This is a genomic window from Hymenobacter sp. PAMC 26628, from assembly GCF_001562275.1.
Taxonomy (GTDB): domain Bacteria; phylum Bacteroidota; class Bacteroidia; order Cytophagales; family Hymenobacteraceae; genus Hymenobacter.
In genome coordinates this window covers 2428013-2452820 of sequence record NZ_CP014304.1, presented here as the reverse complement: position 1 = coordinate 2452820, position 24808 = coordinate 2428013, and the positions used below count along the sequence as shown (strand labels likewise).

The window sequence follows — 24808 nt, the reverse complement described above, 5'->3', positions numbered from 1 at the left end:
AGATGGATTTGCGCCTTTGGTGGAGGGCAACAATAGTTTATTGGTCGGGTATATTTATTTGTTTTCTGTGCGTTTACTTTGTGATAAGAAAGACGGTTTTACGGGATAAATAATATCATGCTAAAGTGCTACTATTAACGTAGCATTTTTGATTTTTTTTGTTGCGACAGGTCGCATATTTGGTCGTTTAAATTTGGTGCTTGATGGAACTACAACTACTCCACGAAACCCCTAACCTTGCTGTTTTTTTCGACCCGGCCAACCAGTGGTTGTTCGTGGACTGGCGCGGCGACCTAACCTTGGCCCTGGTGCAGGATAACTGCGTGGCGGTAGCGCAGTACCTGATGGACGCGCGCTACGCGCGCATCCTCAACAGCAACGTGGGCGTGACTAGTATGGCCCCCAACGTGCCGGCGTGGCTGGCCCGCGAGTTTCTGCCCTACCTGCGGCTGGTGGACGTGCAGCAGGTGGCTTGGGTGCACTCGCCCAACCTGCGCGTGAAGTGCTACACCGACACGGTCCTGCACGGCTCGGATGCCCCGTCGGTGCACGTGTTCGACGACCTGGAATCGGCTGTGACCTGGCTGCGCACCACGTACCGCCTGCCCGTCTTTTCGGTGGGGGCCATGGCGGCCTAAGCGCCAGCGGGCCCGGGCTTAGGCTTGCTGCGCTGGCACTTTTCGCCGCAGTACTTTACCTCGTCCCAGCAGTTGCGCCACTTTTTGCGGTATTCGAAGGGGCGGCCGCACGTGGCGCAGATTTTGGTGGGCAACTGGCCTTTGCGGAGCTTATCGGGGAGCATGAGCGGGGAATAATGGACGGGCGAGCAGGTGCAACGCGCGGCGGGGCCCCGAAGTTTTGGTTACTTTTCGGGCCTGATGACTACCCTCACCGCCCCCGACCTGCTGGGCCAGGCCCTGCTCGACTACCACGGCGGCCGCACCACGGCCGCCCTTACTGTGCATTGCAATGCGGCCGACGACGAGCCGCTGCCCGCCGCCTATTTCTTTCGCACCCTGCTGCAAATGCCCGCCCTGGAGCGCCGCGCCCTCGACGAGTGCCGCGGCCGGGTGCTCGATGTGGGCGCTGGCGCCGGCTGCCACGCCCTGGAGCTGCAAAGCCGCGGTTTCGAGGTGAAGGCCGTGGACGTGTCGGCTGGGGCCGTGCAGGTGATGGGGGCCCGCGGCGTGCGCGCCGCGGCCCGCCACGACCTGTTTGCCCCGCTGCCGGCCGGCGAGCGGCCCTACGACACCATTTTGCTGCTCATGAACGGCCTGGGGCTGGCCGGCACGCTCGACGGGCTCGACCGCTTCCTGGCCCACGCCCGCACGCTGCTGGCCCCCGATGGCCAGATCCTGGCCACATCGTCTGATGTGAGCTACCTCTACGAGGACGAAGACGGGGCTCTGGTGCTCAACCTGAACGGGCCTTACTATGGCGAAGTGGAGTACAGCTGGACGTATAAGAAGCAGACCGGCGAGCCGTTTCCATGGCTGTTTATCGACGCGGCGCTGCTAAACGACGCCGCTGCCACCGCTGGCTACCAGGCCGATTTTCTCGACGAAGAAGAAGATGGGCAGTACCTGGTGCGGCTCGTGCCCGTGGGTTTGGCCGAGGCCGCCAATCAAGCCATTTGAATCCTTGCCGCGCCCGCACTAGAGCCTGTGGGCTCTAGTGCGGGCGCAGTACTACCTCTTTATTGCCCCGCTATGCCCACTGAAAACCTCGCCGACAACGCCGCTACTTACCGCACCCGCTGGGCCGACATGGACCCCAACGGCCACATGCGCCACTCGGCTTACGCCGATTACGCCGCCGACCAGCGCGTGGCGGTGCTGGCCGGCTGGGGCTTCGACGTGGCCCGCTTCGCGCAGCTGCGCCTGGGGCCCATCCTGTTCCGCGAAGAAACCAAGTACCTGAAAGAAATCAGCATCGGCGAGGAAATTCGCGTCGACGGCCGGCTGGCCGCGGCCACGGCCGACGGCGGGCGTTGGACCATCGTGCACACCATTTACAAAGCCGACGGCCGGGTAGCCGCCACCGTAACCGTGGACGGCGCCTGGATTGACCTCGACCGCCGCAAGCTGGCCCTGCCGCCGCCCGAGCTGGCGGCAGCTTTCGCCGCCCTGCCGCCCTACGTAGCGCCGGGGCCCCACGCCAACTAGCGGCGGGCCGCGGCGGATGGGGCCGCTTTGAGGGCCTGGGTGATGCGGTCGATTTGCTGCTGGTGGTGCAACAGGTGGTCAACCAAGTGGTCGAGCACTTGGTAAATGCTGAGCCGGCCCGCGCGCGGGTGCGGGTAAATGGCGCGGTCGAGCAGGCGGCTGGGGTACTCGTTCAGCAACAGCTCGAGGCGGCGGCGCGTGGTGGCCCACTCGGCTTGGATGGCCGGCAGCGCGGGCACTGATGCTGCGTGGGTGAGCTCGGCCACCCCGCGCGGGGCCCGAAACCGCAGACCGGGCAAGCGCAAGAGCAAGTTCACCAGCAAGATCCGGGCCCGCGTAAACAGACTGGGCTTGGCCAGCTGCTCGGCGGCGAGCAATTTTTTCTGCACGTAGCCGGCAATGCTATTTTCAACCAGTAGCAGGTGGTGCACGACCTGCGTAGCGGCCCACTTCCCGGGGGCGGGGGGCCGGGTGGCGTCGGGGCCCAGGGCCTCGGTGGCGGCCAGCAGGCGCTGGGTGGCCCGCTCAAGTTGTTCAAATTTGAGGTGCAGGCGGTGGTTCATGAAGGGGGCGGGGCGCGGAGGGGACAGCCAGGGCCCCGGGTTCCGCAATTTTAGGGCCGCAACCGGTAGCTTTGGCCGCTGTGAGCCCCGTATTTTTTCGCCGTTTGCCGGCCGCCGCGGCGCGGGCGCTGGCGCACCCGTGGCCGTGGCCGCGGCGGTGCGCCGTGGTGCTGGCCCTCTACGCTGCCTACTTGCCGCTGAGCGGGGCCAACCGGTTGCCGTTCGACGCGGGCGAGTATTGGGGCTTGGCCGCTACTTTTTTCGGGCCGGGCCTGCGCTTTTCGCTGCTGCACTACGCTGTAATGCTGCGCGGCTACCTGGGGCCCCTGCTGCTAGTGCCAGTGCGGGCGCTGTGCTACGCCACGGGCTGGCCGGCCATTGCCGGGGCCCAGTTCATGGGGTTGGGCTGGGCCGTGCTGCTGTTTGGGGTGGCGGGGCCGGCGGTGTGGGCAGCGGCCACGGGCCGGGCGCTGCGCGGCGGGGCCTGGCTGCTGGCCGTGGCGCTGGGGTTCGCGTTTTGGCGCGGCCATTTCAATTATTCATTGCAAGACGCGCCCGCGCTAACGCTGCTGCTGCTGGCGCTGGCCGCCGGTGCCCGGCCCGGGTGGCGTTGGGCGGCGCTGAGCGGCGTGCTGCTGGCGGCGGCCCTCAACCTGCGGCCCGTGTACATAGCCTGCGCGCCGGGCACCGCGGGGTGGCTGTGGTGGCACGCCCGCGGCCTGGGCCGGGGCCCCGCGGCACGGCGCTGGGCCGCGGCGGTGGCCGGGGCCGCGCTGGTGCTGGCGCCCCAGGTGGCCATCAATTACCGCCATTTTAGGAAGCTGACGCCCCTGGTACTGGCCACCGACGACGGCCGCTTGCCCCTCTACCTCAAGCAGCTGAACTGGGGCACGGCTTTCCAGCGCTACGAATCGAGCCTCGACCCCGCGCACTACGGAGGCGTGGCATTTGCCGACGCCGCGGGGGCCCAGCAGCTGCGGGCGGTGCCGGGCGGCGCGTTTGGCAGCTACGGGCAGTACCTAGGGTTTGCCGCGCGCCACCCGCTGGCCGTGGCCGGCCGCTGTGCCCGCCATTTGTTCAACGGGCTCGATGTGTGGTACCCCACGCCCTACCCGACTCAGCTGCGCCCCCTGGGGCCCGGCCCCGGGCAGTTGCTGAACTACGCCGTGCTGGCCCTGGGGCTAGCGCACCTGTTGCGCCGCCGGGCCGGAGGCCCCGCGGGGCCCCGGGGCCTTGGGTCGGGCTGGGTGCTGCTGGCTCTGGGGTTCCCGGTGGTATTGGCGCTGCCCACGTTGGTAGAGTGCCGCTACCTGCTGCCGCTGCACCTGCTGCTACTCACAGCGGCGGCCGAGGCAGCCTGGTCACGGCGGTGGTGGGCCGCGCCCCGGTGGCGGCAGGCGCTGGCCCTGGCCGCGCTAGCCGCCGTGCTATGGGGCGGGTGGCGTTTGGCAGCGGCCACGGCCGCGCAATTGCAGGCCGGCGACGTGCCGACGTATTGATTGTTGCACGACATACCACGCCAGGGAAAATAGGGACTCCGGGGCAACAGGTTGCCCAACAGCAGAGAAAATCTTTTCCCATGAAGCGTCGCGCTTCGTCGTCATACGCGCGTGCGGCTACCCCGCGCAAAGGGCCCCGTTGGAATCTCCAACGGGGCCCTTTGCGCGGGGTAGCCGCACGAATCAAACCAGCACTCGGAGTGTGGCAGCCAGTGGCTATTTTATTGGCTGATGGTCACCTTTTGCCCTTGGCGCTGGCCGTCGGCTCCGACCAGCGTGAGCCGGTAGATGCCCTGGGCTGCGACCGAAGCCTGGTACGCAAGTCGGTTGAGGCCCGCTTGGACCTGCACTTGTTGCTGCTGCACCGTCCGGCCAAGCGCATCGGTTAGGGTGAGCGTAGCCATTTGCGCCGTGGGCATTGAGAACTCAACAGTGAAGGCCCCCGTGCTCGGGTTCGGATAAACGCTTAGCGCGGTGGCGGCAACGTCCGGGGTGGCAACGTCTATCAGGCCCGTCCGGCCTTTGGCTGCTGCTGTGCCACTGGCCACTGCGCGGCGCAGCGATGCAGCCGATATGGCTTGCTTGGCCAAGTTGGGGCCCTGGTAGCTCACAGCCAAGCCCTGGCCCCCGGCTCCCTGGAAGTAGGTGACGGTGATGGCGTGGGTGCCGGCTTTCAGGCCGATGGTGCCGGCGCGCTCGAGGTAGCCGTGCAGGCCGTCGTTGTCCACCACCAGCGCCGAGCCGATGAACAGCTGCGAGCCGTCGTCCGAGCCGGTGGTGAAGGTGTACTGGCCGTCGGTGGGCACCGTGACGTAGCCCGTGTACTGCATCGCGTAGCCCACGTCGCGCTGGCGCTGGCCCAGGTCAAAGGCCGTGGCCGTGCCGGCCTTTGCCGGGTTCAAAGAACCAAAAGCGGGGAGGGTATTCCAGTAGCCTTCGTAGTACTTGTAGTCCAGGCCGGAAGTGGTATTGGCCGGGTTTTCGGGTGTGCGTAGCCCACTGGCAGCGGCCGCCGTGGCTGAGCGGTACCACGCAGTAGCCGGTATGGCTTGCTTGGCCAAGTTGGGGCCCTGGTAGCTCACAGCCAAGCTCTGGCCGCCACCGTTTTGTAGGTAGGTAATGGTGATGGCGTGGGTGCCGGCCTGCAGGCCGATGGTGCCGGCGCGCTCGAGGTAGCCGTGCAGGCCGTCGTTGTCCACCACCAGCGCCGAGCCGATGAACAGCTGCGAGCCGTCGTCCGAGCCGGTGGTGAAGGTGTACTGGCCGTCGGTGGGCACCGTGACGTAGCCCGTGTACTGCATCGCGTAGCCCACGTCGCGCTGGCGGCCGTCCAAGTTAGGCAGGGCCACTACGCCATTGGCCACTGCACCCAAGGAGCCAAAACTGGGCAGCACGTTCCAGTAGCCTTCATAGTACTTATAGCTAAGGCCGGAGGTGGTATTGGCCGGGTTTTCCGGCACGCGCAGCCCGGCGGCGGGGGTTGGCGTGGTAGGGGTCGTCGTCCGTTGCAGCGATGCAGCCGGTATGGCTTGCTTGGCCAAGTTGGGGCCCTGGTAGCTCACAGCCAAGCCCTGGCCCCCGGCTCCCTGGAAGTAGGTGACGGTGATGGCGTGGGTGCCGGCTTTCAGGCCGATGGTGCCGGCGCGCTCGAGGTAGCCGTGCAGGCCGTCGTTGTCCACCACCAGCGCCGAGCCGATGAACAGCTGCGAGCCGTCGTCCGAGCCGGTGGTGAAGGTGTACTGGCCGTCGGTGGGCACCGTGACGTAGCCCGTGTACTGCATCGCGTAGCCCACGTCGCGCTGGCGCTGGCCCAGGTCAAAGGCCGTGGCCGTACCCGCTTTAGTAGGCGTTACGGTGGTGAAGTCCGGGAGCGTGCTCCAGTAGCCCTCCACGTACTTGTAGTCCAAACCGGCCGTGGTATTGGCCGGGTTTTCGGGCGTGCGCAGGCCGGCGGCCGAAGTCGTACCGCCCCGGCGTAGCACGGCGCTCGTGATGGGCTGCTTAGGTATGCCCGGCCCGAGGTAGCTTACTTCCAGCACTTGGCCAGCGGCCCCTTGGAAGTAGGTAATGGTGATGGCGTGGGTGCCAGCCTTCAGGCCGATGGTGCCCGATATCTCCCGTACTTCGTGCGGGCCGTCGTTGTCCACCACCAGCGTCGAGCCGATGTAGAGGCGGGAGCCATCGTCCGAGTTGGTAGAGAACGTGTACTGGCCGTCGGCGGGTACCGTAATGTAGCCCGTGTATTGCAGGGCATAGCCGTACTCGCGTTGCCGTACGCCCAGGTCGAAGGCGGTGGCAACGTTGGACTTGATGGCGGTGAGGCCGCTGAAATTCGGAAGCGAACCCCAGTTGCCCTCAAAGTATTGGTAGTTTAGGCCCGCATCGGTGTTATCCGGGTTTTCTGGCGTGCGCAGCGCTGATACCGTCGAGCCCAGGCAAGACGCAGTACCCACGGAAGTGTGCGACAGGCCGATAACGCGGTTGTCTCGGAGCAGGTTGGGGGTATTGACCAAGCTCGTGTTGCAGACCAGCGTGCCGTACGAACCGGAGTTCACGTATAGTGAATTGTCGCAATTAATGGCCGTGTTGTTCTGAAAAATAGAACCTAGCAGCGCCGGGATTTTCTCGTCTACATAGGTGCCGCCATTCTGCTGGAATACTAAGTAATTCAGGTAGCCTTCCGGGAAGTTGTCGTCCACAACGGCGGGCACGTTGGGGGAGTGCGCCGTCAAGGTGTTGTTGCGAACGTCCAGGTTAATCATCGAAGTGCCGAAGGTGTTGGTTTGCTGCGACTGCGTGGTGTGGGCCCCAATGAACACGCCGTTCGAGCCGTCGGTATCGGCCACGTTATTACCCGTAATCTGGTTGTTGTACATGGGGGTAAACATCTGGTAGCCGTTGCTGCCCTGGTAAGGCATAAAATCAATCGACCCACTGTTGGTGAGCGTATTGCCTACGACGGCGACTTGTAGCGTGGCGTTTTGGTAGAAGGTGATGCCGCGCCGGTTGCCCAGCAGCGTATTCCCCTTCACCAGCCAGTTGCGGGCCCCCCAGTTAAAAATGGCGTAGTGGCTGCCAGCGCTGGGCGTCACGTCCCAGGCCCGGTCCAGGGTGAGCTGGTTGCCGCTGTGGCCCGTGATGGTGCGCCACTGGCCCATGCCGTTGCCGCTGACGATGGCTACGACGGGCTGCTGTCGGAAGGTCCCCCAATTCTTGTTGTTGTCCTGCAACGTATTGCCTCCGGCCGCACTTACGGTGCCGGCGTCTTCGTCGATGCGGGCGCCGCCGCTGCCGCCGCCCTCGGCAATGATGGTTTCGCCGTCGTTGGAGTTTTGGGCCGGGCCATTGACGACGCTAAACTGGTTGCCGAGCAATGCAACGTTCTGGGCAAAGTCGAGAATCAGCACGTGGTTGGTCAGCGAGGTGGGGTAGCGGGCGCTGCCGTCGCGGTACACGTGGTTGTTTTCAAATACGCCTTCGTGGACGCTGCCCATGTTCAGGCCATACACGGCGTACGTAATATTGTTATTGGCCAGCACAAAGTTTTTGCAACCGCTCAGCTGGATCGGGCCGTGGTAGCCCGCTTTGTCGTCCACGCCCTGAGTAATGTCGGAGTTGGCAATGACCAGCTTGTTGGAGTTCCCCAACCACAGCCAGTCGCCGGTGTTCAAATCGAAGCGCACGCGTTGCATGAACACTTCCGTGCCCGAGCCTGTCATATTTTGGATGTACTGGCCCGAGTCATTCACGTTGATGATGGTCAGGTCGGCTAGGCCCCCTTGCTGGGTACCGTCCCAAATAACGCCCCACCGGTCGGGGCTTACGTTCCCGTAGCCGAATTTAATGACTGTCTGGTCTTTGCCAGCTCCGCGCAGTACCACGCGGTTGCGCATTAGTAAGCCCGCTCCGCCGTCATGGGCAAGTTTGTAGGTGCCAGCAGGCAAGTACACCACCCCACCACCGTCGGCGGCGGCCTGGTCCATGGCGGCTTGAATGGCCGGCTGGTCGTTTGCGCCGCCGTTACCCTTGGCCTTCTTGCCCAATCGGCCATCCGTCTGCACGTTGTACACGTTGGCGTAGAAATTGATTTTGCCGGCCCAGCCTACTCCCAGGTTGAAGTAGTCGGTGCCGCCGTCCACGGCTTTTATCGGTTGGTCCACGGCCGTTTCTCCACCGTAGCCGTTGCTAACCATCACTTGGTACGTGGTGCCCGACTGCAAAGAATTAGGCGCTGTAAAGCTCAACGTGTAAGCATCGCTCTGGCCGGCGTCGGCTGGGACGCTGGCCCCGCCAGCCCCCACGAAGCGAACCTGGGCCCCGCCTCCCAGAAACAGATTCCGGCCAAATAGGCGCAAATGCCCCCCGGCTGCCACCTCAGGCGAATCAAAATGCTGCCCGCGTGCTTGGTTGAGGTACACGCTCGGGCTCCGCTGGCCATTGTCTTCTACCCATACCTGGTATAAGTTTGGTGCTAGGTTAGCGGGCACCTGCCCCGTGGCCTGGCCGGCCATTTGGGTCATGACGGGCACGGCCACCGGGGTAGTTGAGCTGCCAGCCGTAAGAAAAATTTTTGCGCCGGCCCCGAAGCTGCCCTGAAGGCTGAACGCAGCGCCCGGCTGCGCTGTAGGGCTGGCGTTGAAGATAATAGTCTGGGCCAAAGCCATTGGCGAATAACCGCTGAATAGCATCAGCCAAAGCACAAAAAGAGAGGCGTGGTACTTCATGCAACTAAGTCAAGAGCAGAGAAAATCTGTATTAAAAGCAAAATGGACAGACGGGTCAGAAATTTCCATAATAGGATTATTCGATTCAAATCTCGAAATAGATTTTTTTATTAACTAAGTTTGAATTTTAAATTTATTGGTTATAGATAAGCTGAATTTCAAAAAATATTTATACTGTTTATAGTTAAAATCATGATATTAATTTTTCGCACACTGTGTTTGAAATGCGAAACTTACTGCTTATAAGGGCTTGATCAATAAACAAATGTATAATATAGTAATTGTTTATTATCGTTTGTATTTAACAGATTGGTTCTTAATATGCAGCTATTATAGAATTTCTGAATATGCAATCGTTTGATAAATTTCCACTATGCGCTAGAATAATTAATAGACTGGTGGTGCGCTGTGCATGCGAAATTCATTTTCTGCGGTAAAACGATTTTGCATTTTACTAATAAGTCTAAAATTTGTGTTATTGTGCCATTACGAGAGCACAGCAGCACTTTAGAAATGCCTCAAGCACTTTTAAGTAATGGCGAAGACGTACGTATGCCGCAATCCTATTCACTGCTTCGTTGGTGCGGTATTAGGCCTATACAATCGATGGGTTAGGCCAGCAGCCACATAAGAGCAACGTTTCTCTGCTAGCCTGCGCTTCCTTATGAACAAACTGCCTTGTCACGCGCCGTTGCCTTGCGCAGCGAGCTAGGGCAAACGAAAAACGGCCCCACTGGCATTTGCCAGCAGGGCCGTTCCGTTATTCTTTCGCTCGTAACCGAAGGCAGAAAGCTGAGCCCGTTGCTGGGCGTTGCTTACCTAGGCCTTGGCGTAGGTCACTTCTTTCACCGCCTTCACCACGCGGGCCACGTTGGGCAGCGAGGCTTCGATAAGGGTAGGGGCGTAGGGCAGGGGCACGTCGGCGCAGGTGATGCGCACCACGGGCGCGTCGAGGTGGTCGAAGGCGCGGCGCTGCACCACGTAGGCAATTTCGCCCGAGAGGCTGGCCAGGGGCCAGGCTTCTTCGACGACCACCAGGCGGTTGGTTTTCTTGACGGAGGCAATGACGGTGTCGTAGTCAATCGGCCGCACCGAGCGCAGGTCGATGACTTCGGCCTGTATGCCTTCCTTGGCCAGTTCGTCGGCCGCGGTGTGGGCTATTTTCATCATTTTGCCGAACGAAACCAACGTTACGTTGGTGCCTGGGCGGGTAACGTTGGCCTTGCCGATTTCCAGGATGTATTCTTCCTCCGGTACCTCACCTTTGTCGCCGTACATCAACTCCGACTCCATAAAAATCACCGGGTCAGGGTCGCGGATGGAGGCTTTCAGCAGGCCCTTGGCGTCGTAGGGGGTGCTGGGCACCACCACTTTGAGGCCGGGGCAGTTGGCGTACCAGTTCTCGAAGTTTTGCGAGTGCTGGCTGCTGAGCATGCCGGCGTTGCCGGTGGGGCCCCGGAAGACGATGGGGCACGAAAACTGCCCCCCGGACATGGAGTGCAACTTGGCAGCCGAGTTAATCACCTGGTCGATGGCCACCAGCGAAAAGTTGAAGGTCATAAACTCGATGATGGGCAGCAGCCCGTTCATGGCCGCGCCCACGCCGATGCCAGCAAAGCCCAGCTCGGCAATCGGCGTGTCGATAACGCGCCCGGCGCCGAACTCGTCGAGCATGCCCTGGCTCACCTTGTAAGCGCCGTTGTACTCGGCTACTTCTTCGCCCATGAGGAAAATGCGGGGGTCGCGGCGCATTTCCTCGTTCATGGCCTCGCGCAGGGCCTCCCGGAATTGTATCTGACGCATGAAATGCTGGCTTAAAAAACGGCTTGGAACTGTTTAGCAAAGCTACGACAGCGCTTGGGATGGGCAACTGGGCGGTTGCCAAGCTCCTACAAGGGAAACGTCACCCCGCCGGCTCGGCGCTAAAACTGCGGATGTTTTCTTCGGCGGCCACCCTAAAGTGTGAGGTCAATTATTGCCCGAGCCAATTGAGGATAACAAGGATATGCTAAAAAGCGAGGAAGCAAATAATGGTGTTGTCATAATCAGGTGGCCAGTTGCTGGCACTGCTTCATACGGCCGAAAAAGCGCTTTATTCTGTTGCGGTCGCGGTAATATTCTTCGTCTAGCGGAACCAGCTCGGTACGGTTGGGCCGGTTGGGAATGACGACAGCAATACCCTTTTCGGTGCAATAGGCCAAGTTGGCATCACTGTCATAGCTCGTGTCGGGAATAGCCATGCGCGTGTCTAGGTCCTGGAGTAAGCCCAACGCCTGCGGACAGAGGCTGGCTTGGCCGGCGGTGGCCACCAAGCGCCCGGCGTTGTTTAGTGCGGCGATGCAGGCGTGGATTTTGGTGCTCATCCCGCCCCGGGTACGGCCCAAGCACTCGCGCACAGGGATACTTTCTTTTTGGCCTATGGAGTGATAGTGGGGCCCCAGGACGGTCGAATCGAGCATGACCCAATCCAGTCCCAGCGTTTTTAAGGCCTCAAACACCGTTGCCCACACGTCGTTTTGGGCCGGCCGTTGGAAACGGCGGCAGACGGAACTGGGCTTGCCGAAGCGCTTGGGCAGGCAGGCCCACGCCGCTCCCCTGCGCAAGAGCTACCCACGACATTGAAAAATAGCCGATGGTTGCGGGCCGTCACGCCACGGACCGTGGCTTTGCCCTAGAGCAGCGGCGCAGCCAATACCACCGATGGCGCAAGCAGGAGGAAGCCAGCAGCAGCACCTGCCTAGCAGCTGGCACCAACCAGTTGGCCACTCGGTGATGTGCGGGCGCTAGGCTGAGGGGCGGGCTCCCAGTCCGGGCGAAGAGTGGCATCGGTTGCGGTAGACGAGCTTGGAAACGTTTGCGTTTATACATTTAAGCCCCCGAAGCCACTGCGCTGTCTAACCCGGGGCCCCGTAACTATGAAAAAAATTCTGTTTAATATCATGGCCTTGGCTGCCGTTGGCCAGGCCGCTGTGGCCCAGGTGCAACCTGCGAAAGCAAAATCTCAACCGCTATTCGACGGCAAAACCACCGCCGGCTGGCACACTTACCTGAAAACCACGGCCGAGCCGGCCTGGGAAGTGGTGGACGGGGCCCTGCAGCTGAACCCCAAAGCGCCCGGGCAGGGGGACCTGGTGACGGACGGTGAATACGAAAACTTCGAGCTGAACCTGGAGTGGAAGATATCTCCGACGGGCAACAGCGGCATCATCTTCGGAGTGCACGAGGACCCGGCCTTCCACGCCACCTACGAAACGGGCATCGAAATGCAGGTGCTCGACAACAAAGGCGCCGAAGACAACAAGAAAGCCAACCACTTAGCCGGCTCGCTCTACGACATGCAGGCCCCCGCCAAAGACGTGGCCAAACCCGCCGGCGAGTGGAACCGGGTGAAGCTGCGCAAGCAGAACGGCCACCTCACCTTCTTTCTGAATGCCGTGAAAATAGTGGACGTGCAAATGGGCAGCCCCGAGTGGAGAAACCTGCTGGAGAACAGCAAGTTTAAGACGTGGAAAAACTTTGGGGCCTACCCCAAGGGCCACATCGCCTTGCAAGACCACGGCCACGAGGTTGCCTTCCGGGCCATCACCATCGAGCAGCTTTAACGCGGCACGGCAGGTATGAGTAATTTTCAAATCAAGGAATCGCCCACCGTGTACGACGCGGTGGTAGTGGGCTCGGGGGCTGGGGGCGGCATGGCAGGCTACGTGCTGGCCCACGCCGGCCTGAAGGTGCTGATGCTGGAAGCTGGCCCGTTTTTCGACCCCGTTAAGGACGCGCAGCAGTTGAAGTTCTCCTACGAGTCGCCGCGCCGGGGCGCGTCCACCACCCGGCCCTTCGGCGAGTTTGACGCCGCATACGGCGGCTGGGAGCTGGAAGGCGAGCCGTACACGACCAAGGACAAAACCGAGTTCAACTGGTTCCGCTCGCGCATGCTGGGCGGCCGCACCAACCACTGGGGGCGCATTTCGCTGCGCATGGGGCCCCTGGACTTCAAAAGCCACCAGCTTGACGGCCTGACCGACGACTGGCCTATTACCTACGACGAGGTGAAGCCGTTCTACGACAAGGTGGATCGCCTGATTGGGGTGTACGGCACGGTAGAAGGGCTGCCCAACGAGCCCGACGGCATTTTCCTGCCGCCGCCCAAGCCCCGCCTCAACGAGCTGTTCATCAAGCAGGGCGCGGCCAAAGCGGGCGTGAAGGTGATACCGGGCCGGGGCTCGGTGCTGACGGAGGCCCTGCCCGGCAACAAGGACCGCGGCGCGTGCTTCTTTTGCGGGCAGTGTGGGCGCAGCTGCAAGGTGTACGGCGACTTTTCGTCCTCGTCGTGCCTGGTGATTCCGGCCATGAAAACCGGCAACCTCAAGGTCATCACCAACGCCATGGTGCGCGAGGTGCTGACCGGGGCCAACGGCCTGGCCACCGGCGTGTCGTACGTGGACAAAAACGACTTGCAGGAATACCAGGTAAAGGCTAAAATCGTCATTCTGGGAGCCAGCGCCGGCGAATCGGCGCGGCTGCTGCTCAACTCGAAATCCGTGAACCATCCCAACGGCCTGGCCAACAGCAGCGGGGTGGTGGGCAAGTACCTGCACGACTCGACCGGCGCCAGCCTGGGCGGCTTCCTGCCCCAGCTCATGGACCGCAAGCGCTACAACGAGGACGGGGTGGGCAGCGTGCACATCTACACGCCGTGGTGGCTGGACAACAAGAAGCTGGACTTTCCGCGCGGCTACCACATCGAGTACGGCGGCGGCATGCACATGCCGGCCTACGGCTTTGGCAAGGGCATCCAAAACCTGAACGGCCTGGTGCCCGGCCGCGACGGCAAATTGCAGGAAGCCGGCGGCTTCGGGGCCTCGCTGAAGGACGATTACCGCCGCTTCTATGGCACGCAGGTGGGCATGGCGGGCCGCGGCACGGCCATTGCGCGCGAGGACAACTACTGCGAAATTGACCCCGATGTGGTGGACAAATACGGCATTCCGGTCCTAAAATTCCATTACAAGTGGACCGACGCCGAGGTCAAGCAGGCCAAGCACATGCAGGAAACCTTCCAGTCCATCATGCACGAAATGGGGGGCATCATCACCTCCAAAATTCCGGGCGCCGACACGAACTACGGCCTGGAGGCCCCCGGCCGCATCATCCACGAAGTGGGCACGGTGCGCATGGGCGACGACCCCAAGAAGTCGGCCCTCAACAAGTGGTGCCAGGCCCACGACTGCCGCAACCTGTTCGTGGTGGACGCCTCGCCGTTTGTGCAGCAGGGCGACAAAAACGCCACCTGGACCATCCTGGCCCTGTCCATGCGCACCAGCGAGTACATTTTGGACCAGCGCCAGCGCGCCAGCCTGTAGCTTTTTCCCTCACTCCGATGAAAAGACGCGAATCCTTAAAGGCCATCGGCCTGGCCACCCTCGCCACCGGCCTGCTGCTGGACAGCGGCTGCCGCCCCGATACGGCCCAGGCCCCGCCGCCCGGGGCCCCCAAGCCGACCGATGCGGCCGCCGACGAAGCCGGCCGCCAGCCCTTCGAAATAGCCCGCGACCAAAAGCTGCACGCCGAAACGTTCTTCACCCCGCACGAAATGGCCACGATTACGGTCCTGGCGGACATCATCATTCCCAAGGACGCGAAGTCGGGGAGTGCGTCCGACGCCAAAGTGCCGGAATTTATCGAGTTCATCGCCAAGGACATTCCCGAGCACCAGCTACCCCTGCGCGGCGGGCTGCGCTGGCTGGACTTGCAGTGCGCCACGCGCTACGGCCAGCCGTTTGTGGGGTGTGCCGCGCCGCAGCAGCTGGAAATGGTGACCAAAATCGCCTACCCCAAGCGGGCCACCCGCGACCTGCTGCCGGGCGTGACGTTCTTCAACCGCATGCGCGACCTTACCGCCACGGGCTTCTTCACCAGCAAAATGGGCATGGCCGACATCGGCTACGTCGGCAACGCGCCCAACCGCTGGACCGGCGTGCCCGCCGATGTGCTGAAGCAGTACGGCATGGTGCCCGAAGCCTGACGCCGGCCGCTACGAGTGCCGCAGCGGCGGGCTTAAACTATTTAAGCGCGGTTTGAGCATGATGCGGCGCTGGTTTCGGCATCCATTGCACATGCCCTGAGCCCAGGCGGGCAGGTTAAAAAAACCAGCGGGCTGGCCCGTGCTTACACCAGAAAAAAGCTATAGCACGGGTGATGGGCCAGTGCAAAGTGGCCCGTGCCCGGGGCCCAGCGGGTCAGGCTCACGGCCGTTGCTCCGCTGGGGCCCTGGCGCCGCCTACTTCAGCGCCTCGCGGAAGGCCTCGCCCTGAACATAATCCTGGAATTCTAAATCCTCGACGGCTTGGGCGGCCAGGGTGTGGTCGGCGGCCACGGCCTGGTGCAGGCAGGTGGCCAGCTGGGCCTCGTCGTGGCGGCGGGCGGCCACCACGGCCAGGCCGTAGAGGGCCGCCGGGGCCCCGGGGCGCCGCGCCAGGGCCTGGCGGTACTGGGCCTCGGCGAGGTCGTAGCCGCCTTTTTGGACGTACACCAAGGCCGTGTTCAGGTCGTTTTGGTACGAGGGCCCCGCGAAGCGCAGCGTGCGCAGGGCCTCGTCGGGCTGCCCAATTTCAATTTCCAGGGCCCCCTTGTCGGAAATGATTTTGCGCAGCAGGGCCCGGTCGCCGCCCAGCTTGATGGCGTAGTCGTAGTTCTGGAGGGCTTCGAGGCGGTCGCCGGCGCGATGGTAGGCCGTGGCGGCGTGATAAAACAGTTCGGCCGTGGGGTTGCGGTGCGCGGCCAGGGTGAAGTTGGTGGCTGCCCGGCGCTGGTAGGCGCGGGCCACCTTGGGGTTTTCTTCCTTTTCGGAGCGCAGCAGCAGCACCACGCCCAGGTTGTGGTAGGCTTCCCAGCGGCCCTCGGCGGCACTGGCCACTTCGTAGATGCGCTGCTTTTCGGCCAGCAACGGCGTAAGGGTGGCCGAGTAACGCAGCTCCTCGGGCGTGAGGGCGTCAATCTCGGCCTGCTTGGCCACAATTTTCTTCGACAATAAATAAACCTCCGAGTTGTAGCGCGCCGGGGCCGTGAACGTGACGGCCACCGTGCCCACGCGCAACACCGGGTAGATGTACTGCTCTACATATTCAAAGGATTGCAGCCGGTGCAGGGCCTTTTCTTTGGCCACGTAGCCACCCTTGGTGTCGTTGATGATGGCGATAATCGAGTCCTGGTCGGCGGGCTTGAGGGCCGACTGCGTGACCTTGTTCAGGAACAAGTCCCAACGGCGGCGGTAGGCCAGGGTGTCGAATTTGATGTCGGCCACCTTGTTGAGGTACGAAAACCCCTCGACGCGCTTCTTGTAGTAGTAGAGCAGCATTTTGACGCGCTTGCTGGCCAGGGCCGGGTTGTGGGCGTCGAGCGAGTCGGGCGAGTGGCCGGCGGTGATGAGCACCCGCTGGGTGCGCTGGTTGGCGTCAATCAGGTCCTCCAGGGCCGCCACGTTGGTGCCCAAGAATGAGCGAATGAACCAAGCCCCGTCGTCGAAGAAAAATGGCAGAATGCGCGTGCCGCCAACCTGGTTGGAAATGCTCTCGGGCAGCAGAGCCAGGGCGGTATCTTCGCGCACCACGCGGCGGGCGGGGTCAGTAATGCCGCGGGCTAGGCGCACGTCGGCGGGGCCCCGCAACACCTGGCCGCCGCGCTTCAGCACGCGTACCTGGGGGCGGGCCAGCAGCTCGCCGGGGCTGCGGCCGGGCGTGTTGGGCAGGCTGAACGCCTTGTGGGCCACCAGCAGGCCCTTGTGCTCGTCGTCGTACACGTAGTCGCCCACCACGAACGAGACGCGGCCCAGCGTGTCGTCGCGCAGGCCGTGGTCGTAGCGGTAGCGCAGCAGCAGCTCGTAAGCCACACCCTTGTGCAGGTGAGCGGCGGGCACGCGGGCCGTTACTTCAAAGGGCACGGTTTCGCCCACGGCCGTGAGCGGGGCAGGCGTGGCCGTGGCCTGGCGGCCGGCCTCGGCGGCGCGCAGCACCTTGGGCAGCGGCGAGCAGCTCACCAGCAGGGCCCCAGCGGCCAGCAATGCGGCCGGACGGGGCCCCGAAATTAATTTTGAAAGAATACGCAACAGATTGTGGCTTTAGCGAGCGCCCTAAACGTACAAGAGCCCAAAAAGGTGGGGCCCGGGCGCGCAAAGCTACCCGGTTCGGTTGGGCCGGCCCCGTTTGCGTTGTATCTTAGCCCAGTCCGGAGCGCTTTTCAGCCCACACTTTCCGCCATGAAAACCCTCACCGATTACCTCGAAGCGCAGTCGTTTGGCTTGTGTTCGGCCGTGGGCCAGCGGTGGGGCTTCAGCACCCGCAGCATCCGGCTCTCGTTCGTCTACGTCTCGTTTTTCACGTTTGGCTCGCCCATTGTGCTCTACTTCGCAGGCGTATTTTGGATGAACGTGCGCCGCGCCTGGCGCCAGCAGCGCAGCACCGTGTGGGACCTCTAGGGCCCCAACGGGCGTAGCTTTGGGGCCTTTGCTGCCACTCCGCTCCCTTTTCGTGCATGTTTAAGCGCCTCAACCTGGGCCGCCTGCGGCTGGCCTTCGTGCTCACGCTCGTCAGCCTGAGCACGGGGTTGACTGGATTCCGCACCATTGAACACCTGGGCTGGGCCGATGCTTGGTACATGACCATCACCACCGTTTCCACGGTGGGCTATGGCGAGGTGCACCCGTTTTCGGAAGCGGGGCGCATTTTTGTGTCGTTTTACATCCTTTTCAACCTCGTGGTGGTGGCCTACCTGGTGTCGGTGTTCACCACGTTCCTGTTTGCCGGCGAGCTGCGCAACCTGTTTAAAATGTACCGGACCGACCAACAAATCCAGCGCTTCAGCGGGCACCTCATTCTCTGCGGCTTCGGGGCCAACGGCCGCCGCGCCTACCAGGAGCTGCGCGCCAACGGCGTGCGCGTGGTGGTGGTGGAGCAGGACGAGCAGCTGATGAAGGACATCAGCGACGGCAAAAGCGGCGAAGACTACGACGGTGACGGCCAACCGGGCGGCAGCATCATCACTGTGTTCGGCGATGCCACTACCGACGTGGTGCTGCAACAGGCCGGCGTGGCCCGCGCCTCAGCCCTGATTACGGCCCTGGCTAAAGACGCCGACAACGTGTTCGTGGCCCTCTCGGCCCGGGCCCTCAACCCGCGCCTCAAAATCATTGCCCGCGCCAAGCTCAAAACCTCCGAGAGCAAGCTGCTCTCGGCCGGGGCCGATGCCGTGGTGATGCCCGACGAAATCGGCGGCTCGCACATGGCCAAGCTGGTGGTGCGTCCCGAAGTCATTCGCTTCCTGGACCTTATTTCGGGCCTCACCGCCGACAAGCTGCGCCTAGAGGAGCTGAGCTACGAGCAGCTGCGCGAGGACATGCGTGGCCAGAGCATCCGCGAGCTCGACGTGCGTTCGCGCACCGGGGCCACCATCATCGGCCTGCGCCTGGCCGATGGCACGTTCACGGTGAGCCCGTCGGCCGACCACCGCCCGGCCCCCGGCGATGTGCTGCTGATGCTGGGCTCGGAGCAGCAGATTGAGAGCCTGGAGGTGAATTTTCGCCAGCTGGGGCTGTAGGGGCCCCATGGGCAGGGCATTCGCTTACCTGCCCATGAGCTGGGTTTCCCAGTACTGGAGCATGTCGCGCAGGGTCTGTTCGAAAGGAATAAGCGGCTGCCAGCCGCAATGGGCTTTAATTTTGGCGTTGCTGCCCACGATGACGGGGTTGTCGGCGGGCCGAATCAGCTGGTCGTTGCTCGTGTAGGGGTGGTCGATGCCTGCCAGCTGCATCAGGCTGGCCAGCACCTCTTCCAGCGAGCGGCCCTGGTTGCTGCAAATGTTGTACACCTCGCCCGTGGCGCCGCTGGCAATCAGCGTGGTGTAGGCCTTAACGACGTCGCGCACGTCGAGAAAATCCCGGATAATGCTCACGTTGCCCACTTCGATGGTGCTGGCCAGGCCTAGCTTGTACTGCACGATTTGCTTGGCAAACGAGGAGATAACAAAGTTGCCTTTTTGGTTGGGGCCGATGTGGTTGAACGAACGGGTCATCACGATGTCCACCCCAAAGCCCTGCACGTAAACCTTGCTCAATAGCTCTTGCGACACCCGGGCCACCGCGTACGGGCTGATGGGGTTAAAGGCCGATTCTTCGGTCAGGGGCAGGTTTTTGGCTTCCACCATGCCGTATTCTTCCGACGAGCCCACGGACAAAATGCGGCATTTCAGGCCCAGCAGGCGCACGCTCTCGGCCAGGTTTAGAAAGATGTTCGTGTTGTTTTGGAAGCTCTCGATGGGCTTGAGCCAGCTGTAGGAAACGCTGCTGTCGGAGGCCAAGTGGTAGATGTGATCGGGCCGGAACTGCTCCAGAATGCTTTGCAGTTCGGCTTGGTTGGTCAAGTCAATTTTCTTGACGCTGATGGTGAGGTTTTTGATGGAAAAGGCTTCGAAATACTGGCTCCGCGACAGCCCCAGAATGGTGAATTCGTCGGGAGAATCGGCCAAATGGTCCAGTAAGTATTTGCTAACAAATCCAGTAAAGCCAGTTATCAGTACTTTTTTCATCTTTTTCGGGGGGTGGGTCCGCCGGGGTTGGCGGGGCCGGCGGGAAGCCGGCACGTGCGGGGCGGGGGCCGCAAGGTAGCCAGCCGGGCTGCTCAGGGCCCCGGGGGGCGGGGCGCGCGGGGCGGCCAAATCTGCTTCCTTCGCGGCGCGGCGCGTTGCCGCCGGTGCTTATTTCGTTGTTTTTCTTTCATGCACATCGCCGTCACCACGCGCTTTCTGCTGCCCGGCAACCAGCTGGAGGGCCTGGGCCGCTACACGTTCGAAACGCTGCGCTGCCTGGTGCGCCAGCATCCGGAGTGCACGTTCCACTTCCTCTTCGACCGGCCCTACGACCCGCGCTACGTACTGGGGCCCAACGTGGTGCCCCACGTGCTGCTGCCCCCGGCGCGCCACCCCCTGCTGATGCTGGCCTGGTACGAGGGCGCGGTGGCCTGGTGGCTGCGGCGGCACCGCCCAGCGGCCTTGCTCTCGCCCGAGGCCTTCACGGTGCTGGGCACGCGCGTGCCCCGCGTGTTGGTGCTGCACGACCTGGCGTACCTGCACCGCCCCCACGACGTGGGCCGCCTCATGCAGCGCTACTACGCGTACTTCGTGCCGCGCTTTGCCCGCGCCGCCACGCAGCTGGTAGCCGTTTCGGAATCCACCCGGCGCGACGTGGCCGAACAGTTTGGGCTGCCGGCGGAACGCATTATGGTGGCCTACAACGCGCCAGCCGCGCATTTCCAGCCGCAGCCGCCGGCGCAGCAAGTGGCCGTGCGGGCGCAGTTCAGCGGGGGGCAGCCGTATTTTCTGTTCGTGGGGGCCCTGCAGCCGCGCAAAAACCTGGAGAATTTGCTGCGGGCGTTTGGCCTATTTAAGGCGGCGGCGGCAGGGGAGGGCCCCCAGGGCCCCGCGGCCACCGTGCAGCTGCTGGTGGTAGGCCGCGAGGCTTGGCTGGCCGGGCCCATTTTTGAGGCTTACCACCAGCTGCCGCCGGCCGTGCAGGGCGCCGTGCGCTTCACGGGCCGTGTGAGCGAGGAAGAGCTGACGGGCCTGTACGCGGCCGCGCTGGCTACGGTGTACGTGCCTTTCTTTGAGGGATTTGGCTTGCCCGTGGTGGAGGCTCAGGCCAGCGGTTGCCCGGTCATCACCTCCAACCTGTCGTCGCTGCCCGAGGTGGCGGGCGGCCCCGCCGGGGCCCTGCTCTGCGACCCGCACCAGCCGGCGGCCATTGCCGGGGCCCTGGCCCAGCTGAGCCACGACGAGCCGCTACGGCTGCGCTTGCGGGCCGCGGGCTTGGCCAACGCCGCCCGCTTTTCGTGGGCGCGCAGCGCCGAGGTGCTGTGGCAAGCCGTGCAAGCTGCCCTGGCAACTGGCCCGGCGTAGGGAGGGCCCCGGCTTATCTTCGCCGCCCATGCACATCCTTCAAGTTTGCTTTCGCGTTCCGTATCCCCCGCACGACGGCGGGGCCATTGCCATGTACGAAACGGTGCGCGGCCTGGCCGAGGCGGGCCACACCGTGACGGTGCTGGCCGTGAACACCCCCAAGCACCACCAGCCCGCCGATGCCCTAGCGCACCTGGGCCCCAACGTGCGCATGGTGGCGGTGGACGTCGACACGCGCCTCTCGCCGCTGAAGGCCCTGCGCAACCTGCTGTTCAGCGCGCAGCCCTACAACCTGGAGCGGTTCATCAGCCTGCCGCTGGCCGAAACCTTTAAAGACCTGCTGCTTACGCAGTCCGTCGACGTGGTGCATGTTGAGGGCACGTTCGTGGCTTGGTACGTGGCCGTGTTCGTGGCCCAGGAAATTGCGGCGGGCCGGCTGCCGGCCCGGGCGCAGCTGCCGCTGTTTGCGCTGCGGTCGCAGAACGTAGAGTACACCATTTGGGAGATGCTGGCCCACCGCACCGGCAACCCCGTGAAAAGGTGGTACTTGCGCAAGTTGGCGCGGCGGCTTCAGGCGTTTGAGCACTGGATGCTGCCGCACTTCGACGCCATCGTTGCCATCACGGAAGAAGACGCCGTGCGGTTCCGGCGCATGTGCGCCAGCGCGGCCGCGGCCCACGCAGCGCCCCGCCCCGCGCCCGTTGTGGCCGTGATGCCGGCCAGCTTCGACCTGCGCCGCCTGCGGCCCGCCACTACGGCCCCGGAGCCGCGCACGGTGTTTATGCTGGGCTCGCTCAACTGGCTGCCCAACCTGGAGGGCATCGACTGGTTTTTGCGCGAGGTGTGGCCCCAGGCCCACGCCGAGCTGCCCGGGCTGGCGCTGCACCTGGCCGGTTCGCATCCGCCCGAAGCCCTCACCAGCCGCCCCGCCGGCCAGGACAACGTATTTGTGCACGGCTTCGTGGAGTCGTCTACGGCCTTCATGGCCCAGTACGAGCTGATGCTGGTGCCGCTGCTGAGCGGCGGTGGCATGCGGGTGAAGGTGGTGGAAGGCCTGGCCGTGGGCAAGGCCATCCTGAGCACCAGCATCGGCGCCGAAGGCATTGCGGCCCGCGACGGCGAAAATATTCTGCTGCGCGACGGGGCGGCGGCTTGGTTGCAAGCACTGCGCGACTACTACCACGGCCGCCTGCCGCTGGCCGCCATTAGCCAGGCGGCGGCCCGCACGGCCCAGCAGGAATACGACACCCGCCAAGTAACGCAGCGCCTGGTGGAGCTGTACGAGGAACTGCTGGCGCTGCGGCCCCGCCCAGTGCCCGCCCACGCGCAGCCCTAGCCCCATGCGCCTGCTCGTGCTGCTTTCGCGCTTTCCGCACCCCCTCGACAAGGGGGACAAGCTGCGCGCCTACTACCAGCTGCGCTACCTGGCCGGGCAGGGCCACGAAATTTGCCTGCTCGCCCTGAGCGACGAGCCCGTGGGCGCCGGGGCCCTGGCCGCCGTGCGCCCGCTGTGCCGGGGCGGGCTGCACGTGTACCGGCTGCGGCTGCTGGCGCGCGGGCGCGGGCTGGCCGGGGCCCTGGCCACCGGCGGCCGGCCGTTGCAGGTGGGCTACTTTTACAACGCCGGGGCCCAGCGGCTGGTCGATGCGTTGGTGGCCGGGTTTCGGCCCGACCACATTTACTGCCAGCTCATTCGCATGGCCGAGTACCTGCGGGCCTACGCCGGCCAATGGCCCATGACGCTGGACTACATGGACGTGTTTTCGGCCGGCATGGCGCGGCGGGCGGCCACCGCGCCGGCCTGGCAGCAACCGGTGCTGGCGCTGGAGGCCCGCCGCCTGGCCGCCTACGAAACCGAGGCCTTTGCCTGGTTCGCCCACCACACCGTCATCAGCGACCAGGACCGGCAGCTGCTGGCGCACCCGCAGCGCGCGCGGGTGCACCTCGTGCCCAACGGCATTGCCCTCGACGTGTTCCGGCCCCAGCCGGGGGCCCCCAAAACCTACGACCTGTTGTTTTGCGGCAACATGGGCTACCACCCCAACGTGGACGCCGCCTGCTGGCTGGCCGAACACATCTTGCCGCTGGTGCAGCGCCACCACCCGGGCGCTCGGCTGCTGGTGGCCGGCACCACACCCGCCGCGCGGGTGCGGGCGCTGGCCCAGCGCCCGGGCGTGGCCGTGAGCGGCTGGCTGCCCGACATCCGCAGTGCCTACGCCCAGGCGCGGGTGTTTGTGGCCCCCATGCGGGTGGGCACGGGCCTCCAAAACAAGCTGCTGGAGGCCATGGCCATGGGCCTGCCCTGCGTGACTACACCATTAGCTAACAACGCTTTGAACGGTACGCCCGCCCTGCACCTGCTGGTGGCGGCCGATGCCGAGGGCCTCGCCGACGCCGTGGGGCAGCTACTGGCCGATTCCGCCGCCGCCGACCAATTGGGCGCGCGCGGCCTCACCTTTGTGCAGCAGCACTACGACTGGGCCGCCACCACGGCGCGCCTGGAGAACTTATTGCTTCTGAATTGTTAGCTACCATTGGCCCGGCGGCTCCCGGCGGGCCATCTTTTTGTGCGTATCTTTTTTAGCCCGCCAGCCGCCCCCGGGGCCCTGGCCTCTTCCCCGCGAACTGCCCGATTGACCATGTTAGACACCATTGAATCCGCCATTGAGGACCTGCGCGCCGGCAAAGTCGTTGTCGTAGTGGACGACGAGGACCGCGAAAACGAGGGCGACTTCATTTGTGCCGCCGAAGCCGCCACGCCCGAAATTATCAACTTCATGGCCACCCACGGCCGCGGCCTGGTCTGCGCGCCCCTCACCGAAGAGCGCTGCAACGAGCTGGGCCTCGAGCTGATGGTGGGCCGCAACACGGCCCTGCACGCCACGCCCTTCACCGTATCGGTGGACCTGCTGACCAACGGCGTGACCACCGGCATTTCGGCCTCCGACCGCAGCAAAACCATCCAGGCCCTGGTGGACCCCGCCACCAAGCCCGAAGACCTGGGCAAGCCCGGCCACATCTTCCCCCTCAAGGCCCGCCGCGAAGGCGTGCTGCGCCGCGCCGGCCACACCGAGGCGGCCGTGGACCTGGCCCGCCTAGCGGGCTTCGCGCCAGCCGGTGTGCTGGTCGAGATTTTGAAGGAAGACGGTGAGATGGCCCGCCTGCCCGACCTCGAAAAAGTGGCCAAGCAGTGGGACTTGAAGCTGATTTCGGTGCAGGACCTCATCAAGTACCGCCTGGCGCAGGAGAGCCTGATTCACCGCGAGATTTCGGTTCAACTACCCACCGCCTGGGGCGATTTTGACCTTTACGCCTACACCCAGCGCTCGAACGGGGCCCAGCACCTGGCCCTGGTCAAAGGCGACCTCAGCGACCCGGCGCCCATGCTGACGCGGGTGCACAGCTCGTGCATCACGGGCGACATTTTCGGCTCGTGCCGCTGCGACTGCGGGCCCCAGCTCCACCAGGCCATGCAGCAAATTGAGCGCGAGGGCCGCGGCGTGGTGGTGTACATGAACCAGGAAGGCCGCGGCATTGGCCTCATCAACAAGCTGAAAGCCTACAAGCTGCAGGAGCAGGGCCGCGACACGGTGCAGGCCAACGAGGACCTGGGCTTCAAGGGCGACGAGCGCGACTACGGCGTGGGCGCCGCCATCCTGCGCGACCTCGGCATCCGCCAGATGCGCCTGCTCACCAACAACCCCAAGAAGCGCACCGGCCTGGCCGGCTACGGCCTGGAAGTGGTGGAAACCGTGCCCATCGAAATCGCCTCCAACCCGCACAACGCCACCTACCTGGCCACCAAGCGCGACAAAATGGGCCATGACATCCTGCGCGACGCCGAGGCGGCGCTGGCCACCAGCGCCGGGGCCCCCGCGGCTTAAAAGCCGCACCGCTAAGCTTGTGTTCGGTAATAC

At 63.9% G+C, this 24808-nt stretch carries 20 protein-coding genes; 13 read left to right on the top strand and 7 right to left on the bottom strand.

Annotated features, from left to right (window positions below):
* Nucleotides 1–203 precede the first annotated feature (203 nt).
* Nucleotides 204–638 (top strand): hypothetical protein, encoded by a 435-nt coding sequence (locus tag AXW84_RS10705; RefSeq protein ID WP_068232575.1) that lies wholly within the window; start codon nucleotides 204–206, stop codon nucleotides 636–638.
* Here the strand turns inward: AXW84_RS10705 and AXW84_RS23235 are convergent.
* The gene (locus tag AXW84_RS23235; RefSeq protein ID WP_071891197.1) at nucleotides 635–802 is read right to left on the bottom strand and encodes a DUF2256 domain-containing protein; all 168 of its coding nucleotides are present in this window, start codon (nucleotides 800–802) and stop codon (nucleotides 635–637) included. The genes AXW84_RS10705 and AXW84_RS23235 overlap by 4 nt on opposite strands.
* A 76-nt stretch (nucleotides 803–878) precedes the next feature.
* On the opposite strand from AXW84_RS23235, the gene AXW84_RS10700 reads away from it, so the two are divergent.
* Entirely contained in the window at nucleotides 879–1637 is a 759-nt protein-coding gene (locus tag AXW84_RS10700; protein WP_068232574.1) for a class I SAM-dependent methyltransferase, read from the top strand.
* 72 nt (nucleotides 1638–1709) lie between these two features.
* Complete coding sequence (locus tag AXW84_RS10695; RefSeq protein ID WP_068232573.1) at nucleotides 1710–2165, top strand: thioesterase family protein; 456 nt, start codon at nucleotides 1710–1712, stop codon at nucleotides 2163–2165.
* Here the strand turns inward: AXW84_RS10695 and AXW84_RS10690 are convergent.
* Complete coding sequence (locus tag AXW84_RS10690) at nucleotides 2162–2728, bottom strand: DinB family protein (RefSeq protein WP_068232572.1); 567 nt, start codon at nucleotides 2726–2728, stop codon at nucleotides 2162–2164. The two genes, AXW84_RS10695 and AXW84_RS10690, sit on opposite strands and share 4 nt — an antisense overlap.
* An 80-nt stretch (nucleotides 2729–2808) precedes the next feature.
* Between AXW84_RS10690 and AXW84_RS10685 the strand changes: the two genes are divergently transcribed.
* Nucleotides 2809–4227 (top strand): hypothetical protein, encoded by a 1419-nt coding sequence (locus tag AXW84_RS10685; RefSeq protein WP_157886944.1) that lies wholly within the window; start codon nucleotides 2809–2811, stop codon nucleotides 4225–4227.
* A 221-nt stretch (nucleotides 4228–4448) separates the two neighbouring features.
* On the opposite strand, the gene AXW84_RS10680 is transcribed toward AXW84_RS10685, so the two are convergent.
* The 3 genes from AXW84_RS10680 to AXW84_RS10670 form a co-directional block, all read right to left on the bottom strand.
* A complete protein-coding gene (locus AXW84_RS10680; protein WP_162268259.1) occupies nucleotides 4449–8885 on the bottom strand; it encodes a PA14 domain-containing protein in 4437 nt (1478 codons plus the stop codon).
* 885 nt (nucleotides 8886–9770) lie between these two features.
* Nucleotides 9771–10754, bottom strand: a complete 984-nt coding sequence (locus AXW84_RS10675) for a pyruvate dehydrogenase complex E1 component subunit beta (RefSeq protein ID WP_068232562.1) — start codon at nucleotides 10752–10754, stop codon at nucleotides 9771–9773.
* 242 nt (nucleotides 10755–10996) lie between these two features.
* Complete coding sequence (locus AXW84_RS10670) at nucleotides 10997–11554, bottom strand: IS5 family transposase (RefSeq protein ID WP_068232554.1); 558 nt, start codon at nucleotides 11552–11554, stop codon at nucleotides 10997–10999.
* A gap of 312 nt (nucleotides 11555–11866) precedes the next feature.
* Here AXW84_RS10670 and AXW84_RS10665 point away from each other — a divergent pair, with 312 nt between their 5' ends.
* From AXW84_RS10665 to AXW84_RS10655, 3 genes are read left to right on the top strand one after another with little or no spacing between them, the layout of a single operon-like run.
* Nucleotides 11867–12553 carry a 3-keto-disaccharide hydrolase gene (locus AXW84_RS10665; protein WP_068232548.1) on the top strand — a complete coding sequence of 229 codons (687 nt, stop codon included), beginning with the start codon at nucleotides 11867–11869 and terminating at the stop codon, nucleotides 12551–12553.
* Nucleotides 12554–12568: 15 nt separating this feature from the next.
* Nucleotides 12569–14311 (top strand): GMC family oxidoreductase, encoded by a 1743-nt coding sequence (locus tag AXW84_RS10660; protein ID WP_068232546.1) that lies wholly within the window; start codon nucleotides 12569–12571, stop codon nucleotides 14309–14311.
* Between the two features lie 17 nt (nucleotides 14312–14328).
* Nucleotides 14329–14973, top strand: a complete 645-nt coding sequence (locus AXW84_RS10655; protein WP_068232541.1) for a gluconate 2-dehydrogenase subunit 3 family protein — start codon at nucleotides 14329–14331, stop codon at nucleotides 14971–14973.
* A 255-nt stretch (nucleotides 14974–15228) separates the two neighbouring features.
* Here AXW84_RS10655 and AXW84_RS10650 read toward each other — a convergent pair whose 3' ends face one another.
* Nucleotides 15229–17052: a tetratricopeptide repeat protein gene (locus AXW84_RS10650; RefSeq protein WP_157886943.1), complete on the bottom strand. Its 1824-nt coding sequence runs from the start codon at nucleotides 17050–17052 to the stop codon at nucleotides 15229–15231.
* A gap of 150 nt (nucleotides 17053–17202) precedes the next feature.
* Here AXW84_RS10650 and AXW84_RS10645 point away from each other — a divergent pair, with 150 nt between their 5' ends.
* A complete protein-coding gene (locus tag AXW84_RS10645; RefSeq protein WP_068232535.1) occupies nucleotides 17203–17421 on the top strand; it encodes a PspC family transcriptional regulator in 219 nt (72 codons plus the stop codon).
* A 56-nt stretch (nucleotides 17422–17477) separates the two neighbouring features.
* On the top strand, nucleotides 17478–18539 hold the full coding sequence (locus AXW84_RS10640; RefSeq protein WP_068232531.1) for a potassium channel family protein: 1062 nt from the start codon (nucleotides 17478–17480) through the stop codon (nucleotides 18537–18539).
* Nucleotides 18540–18563: 24 nt separating this feature from the next.
* Here AXW84_RS10640 and AXW84_RS10635 read toward each other — a convergent pair whose 3' ends face one another.
* On the bottom strand, nucleotides 18564–19526 hold the full coding sequence (locus AXW84_RS10635; RefSeq protein ID WP_071892658.1) for a GDP-mannose 4,6-dehydratase: 963 nt from the start codon (nucleotides 19524–19526) through the stop codon (nucleotides 18564–18566).
* A gap of 189 nt (nucleotides 19527–19715) precedes the next feature.
* Between AXW84_RS10635 and AXW84_RS10630 the strand changes: the two genes are divergently transcribed.
* The 4 genes from AXW84_RS10630 to AXW84_RS10615 all read left to right on the top strand — a co-directional run bounded on the left by AXW84_RS10630 (nucleotide 19716) and on the right by AXW84_RS10615 (nucleotide 24775).
* Nucleotides 19716–20891, top strand: coding sequence for a glycosyltransferase family 4 protein (locus AXW84_RS10630; protein WP_068232526.1), 1176 nt, complete (start codon nucleotides 19716–19718; stop codon nucleotides 20889–20891).
* 28 nt (nucleotides 20892–20919) lie between these two features.
* Nucleotides 20920–22227 (top strand): glycosyltransferase family 4 protein, encoded by a 1308-nt coding sequence (locus AXW84_RS10625; RefSeq protein WP_068232522.1) that lies wholly within the window; start codon nucleotides 20920–20922, stop codon nucleotides 22225–22227.
* Nucleotides 22228–22231: 4 nt separating this feature from the next.
* Nucleotides 22232–23419, top strand: coding sequence for a glycosyltransferase (locus AXW84_RS10620; RefSeq protein ID WP_068232518.1), 1188 nt, complete (start codon nucleotides 22232–22234; stop codon nucleotides 23417–23419).
* A gap of 111 nt (nucleotides 23420–23530) precedes the next feature.
* Entirely contained in the window at nucleotides 23531–24775 is a 1245-nt protein-coding gene (locus tag AXW84_RS10615; protein ID WP_068232515.1) for a bifunctional 3,4-dihydroxy-2-butanone-4-phosphate synthase/GTP cyclohydrolase II, read from the top strand.
* The last annotated feature ends 33 nt before the right edge of the window (nucleotides 24776–24808 follow it).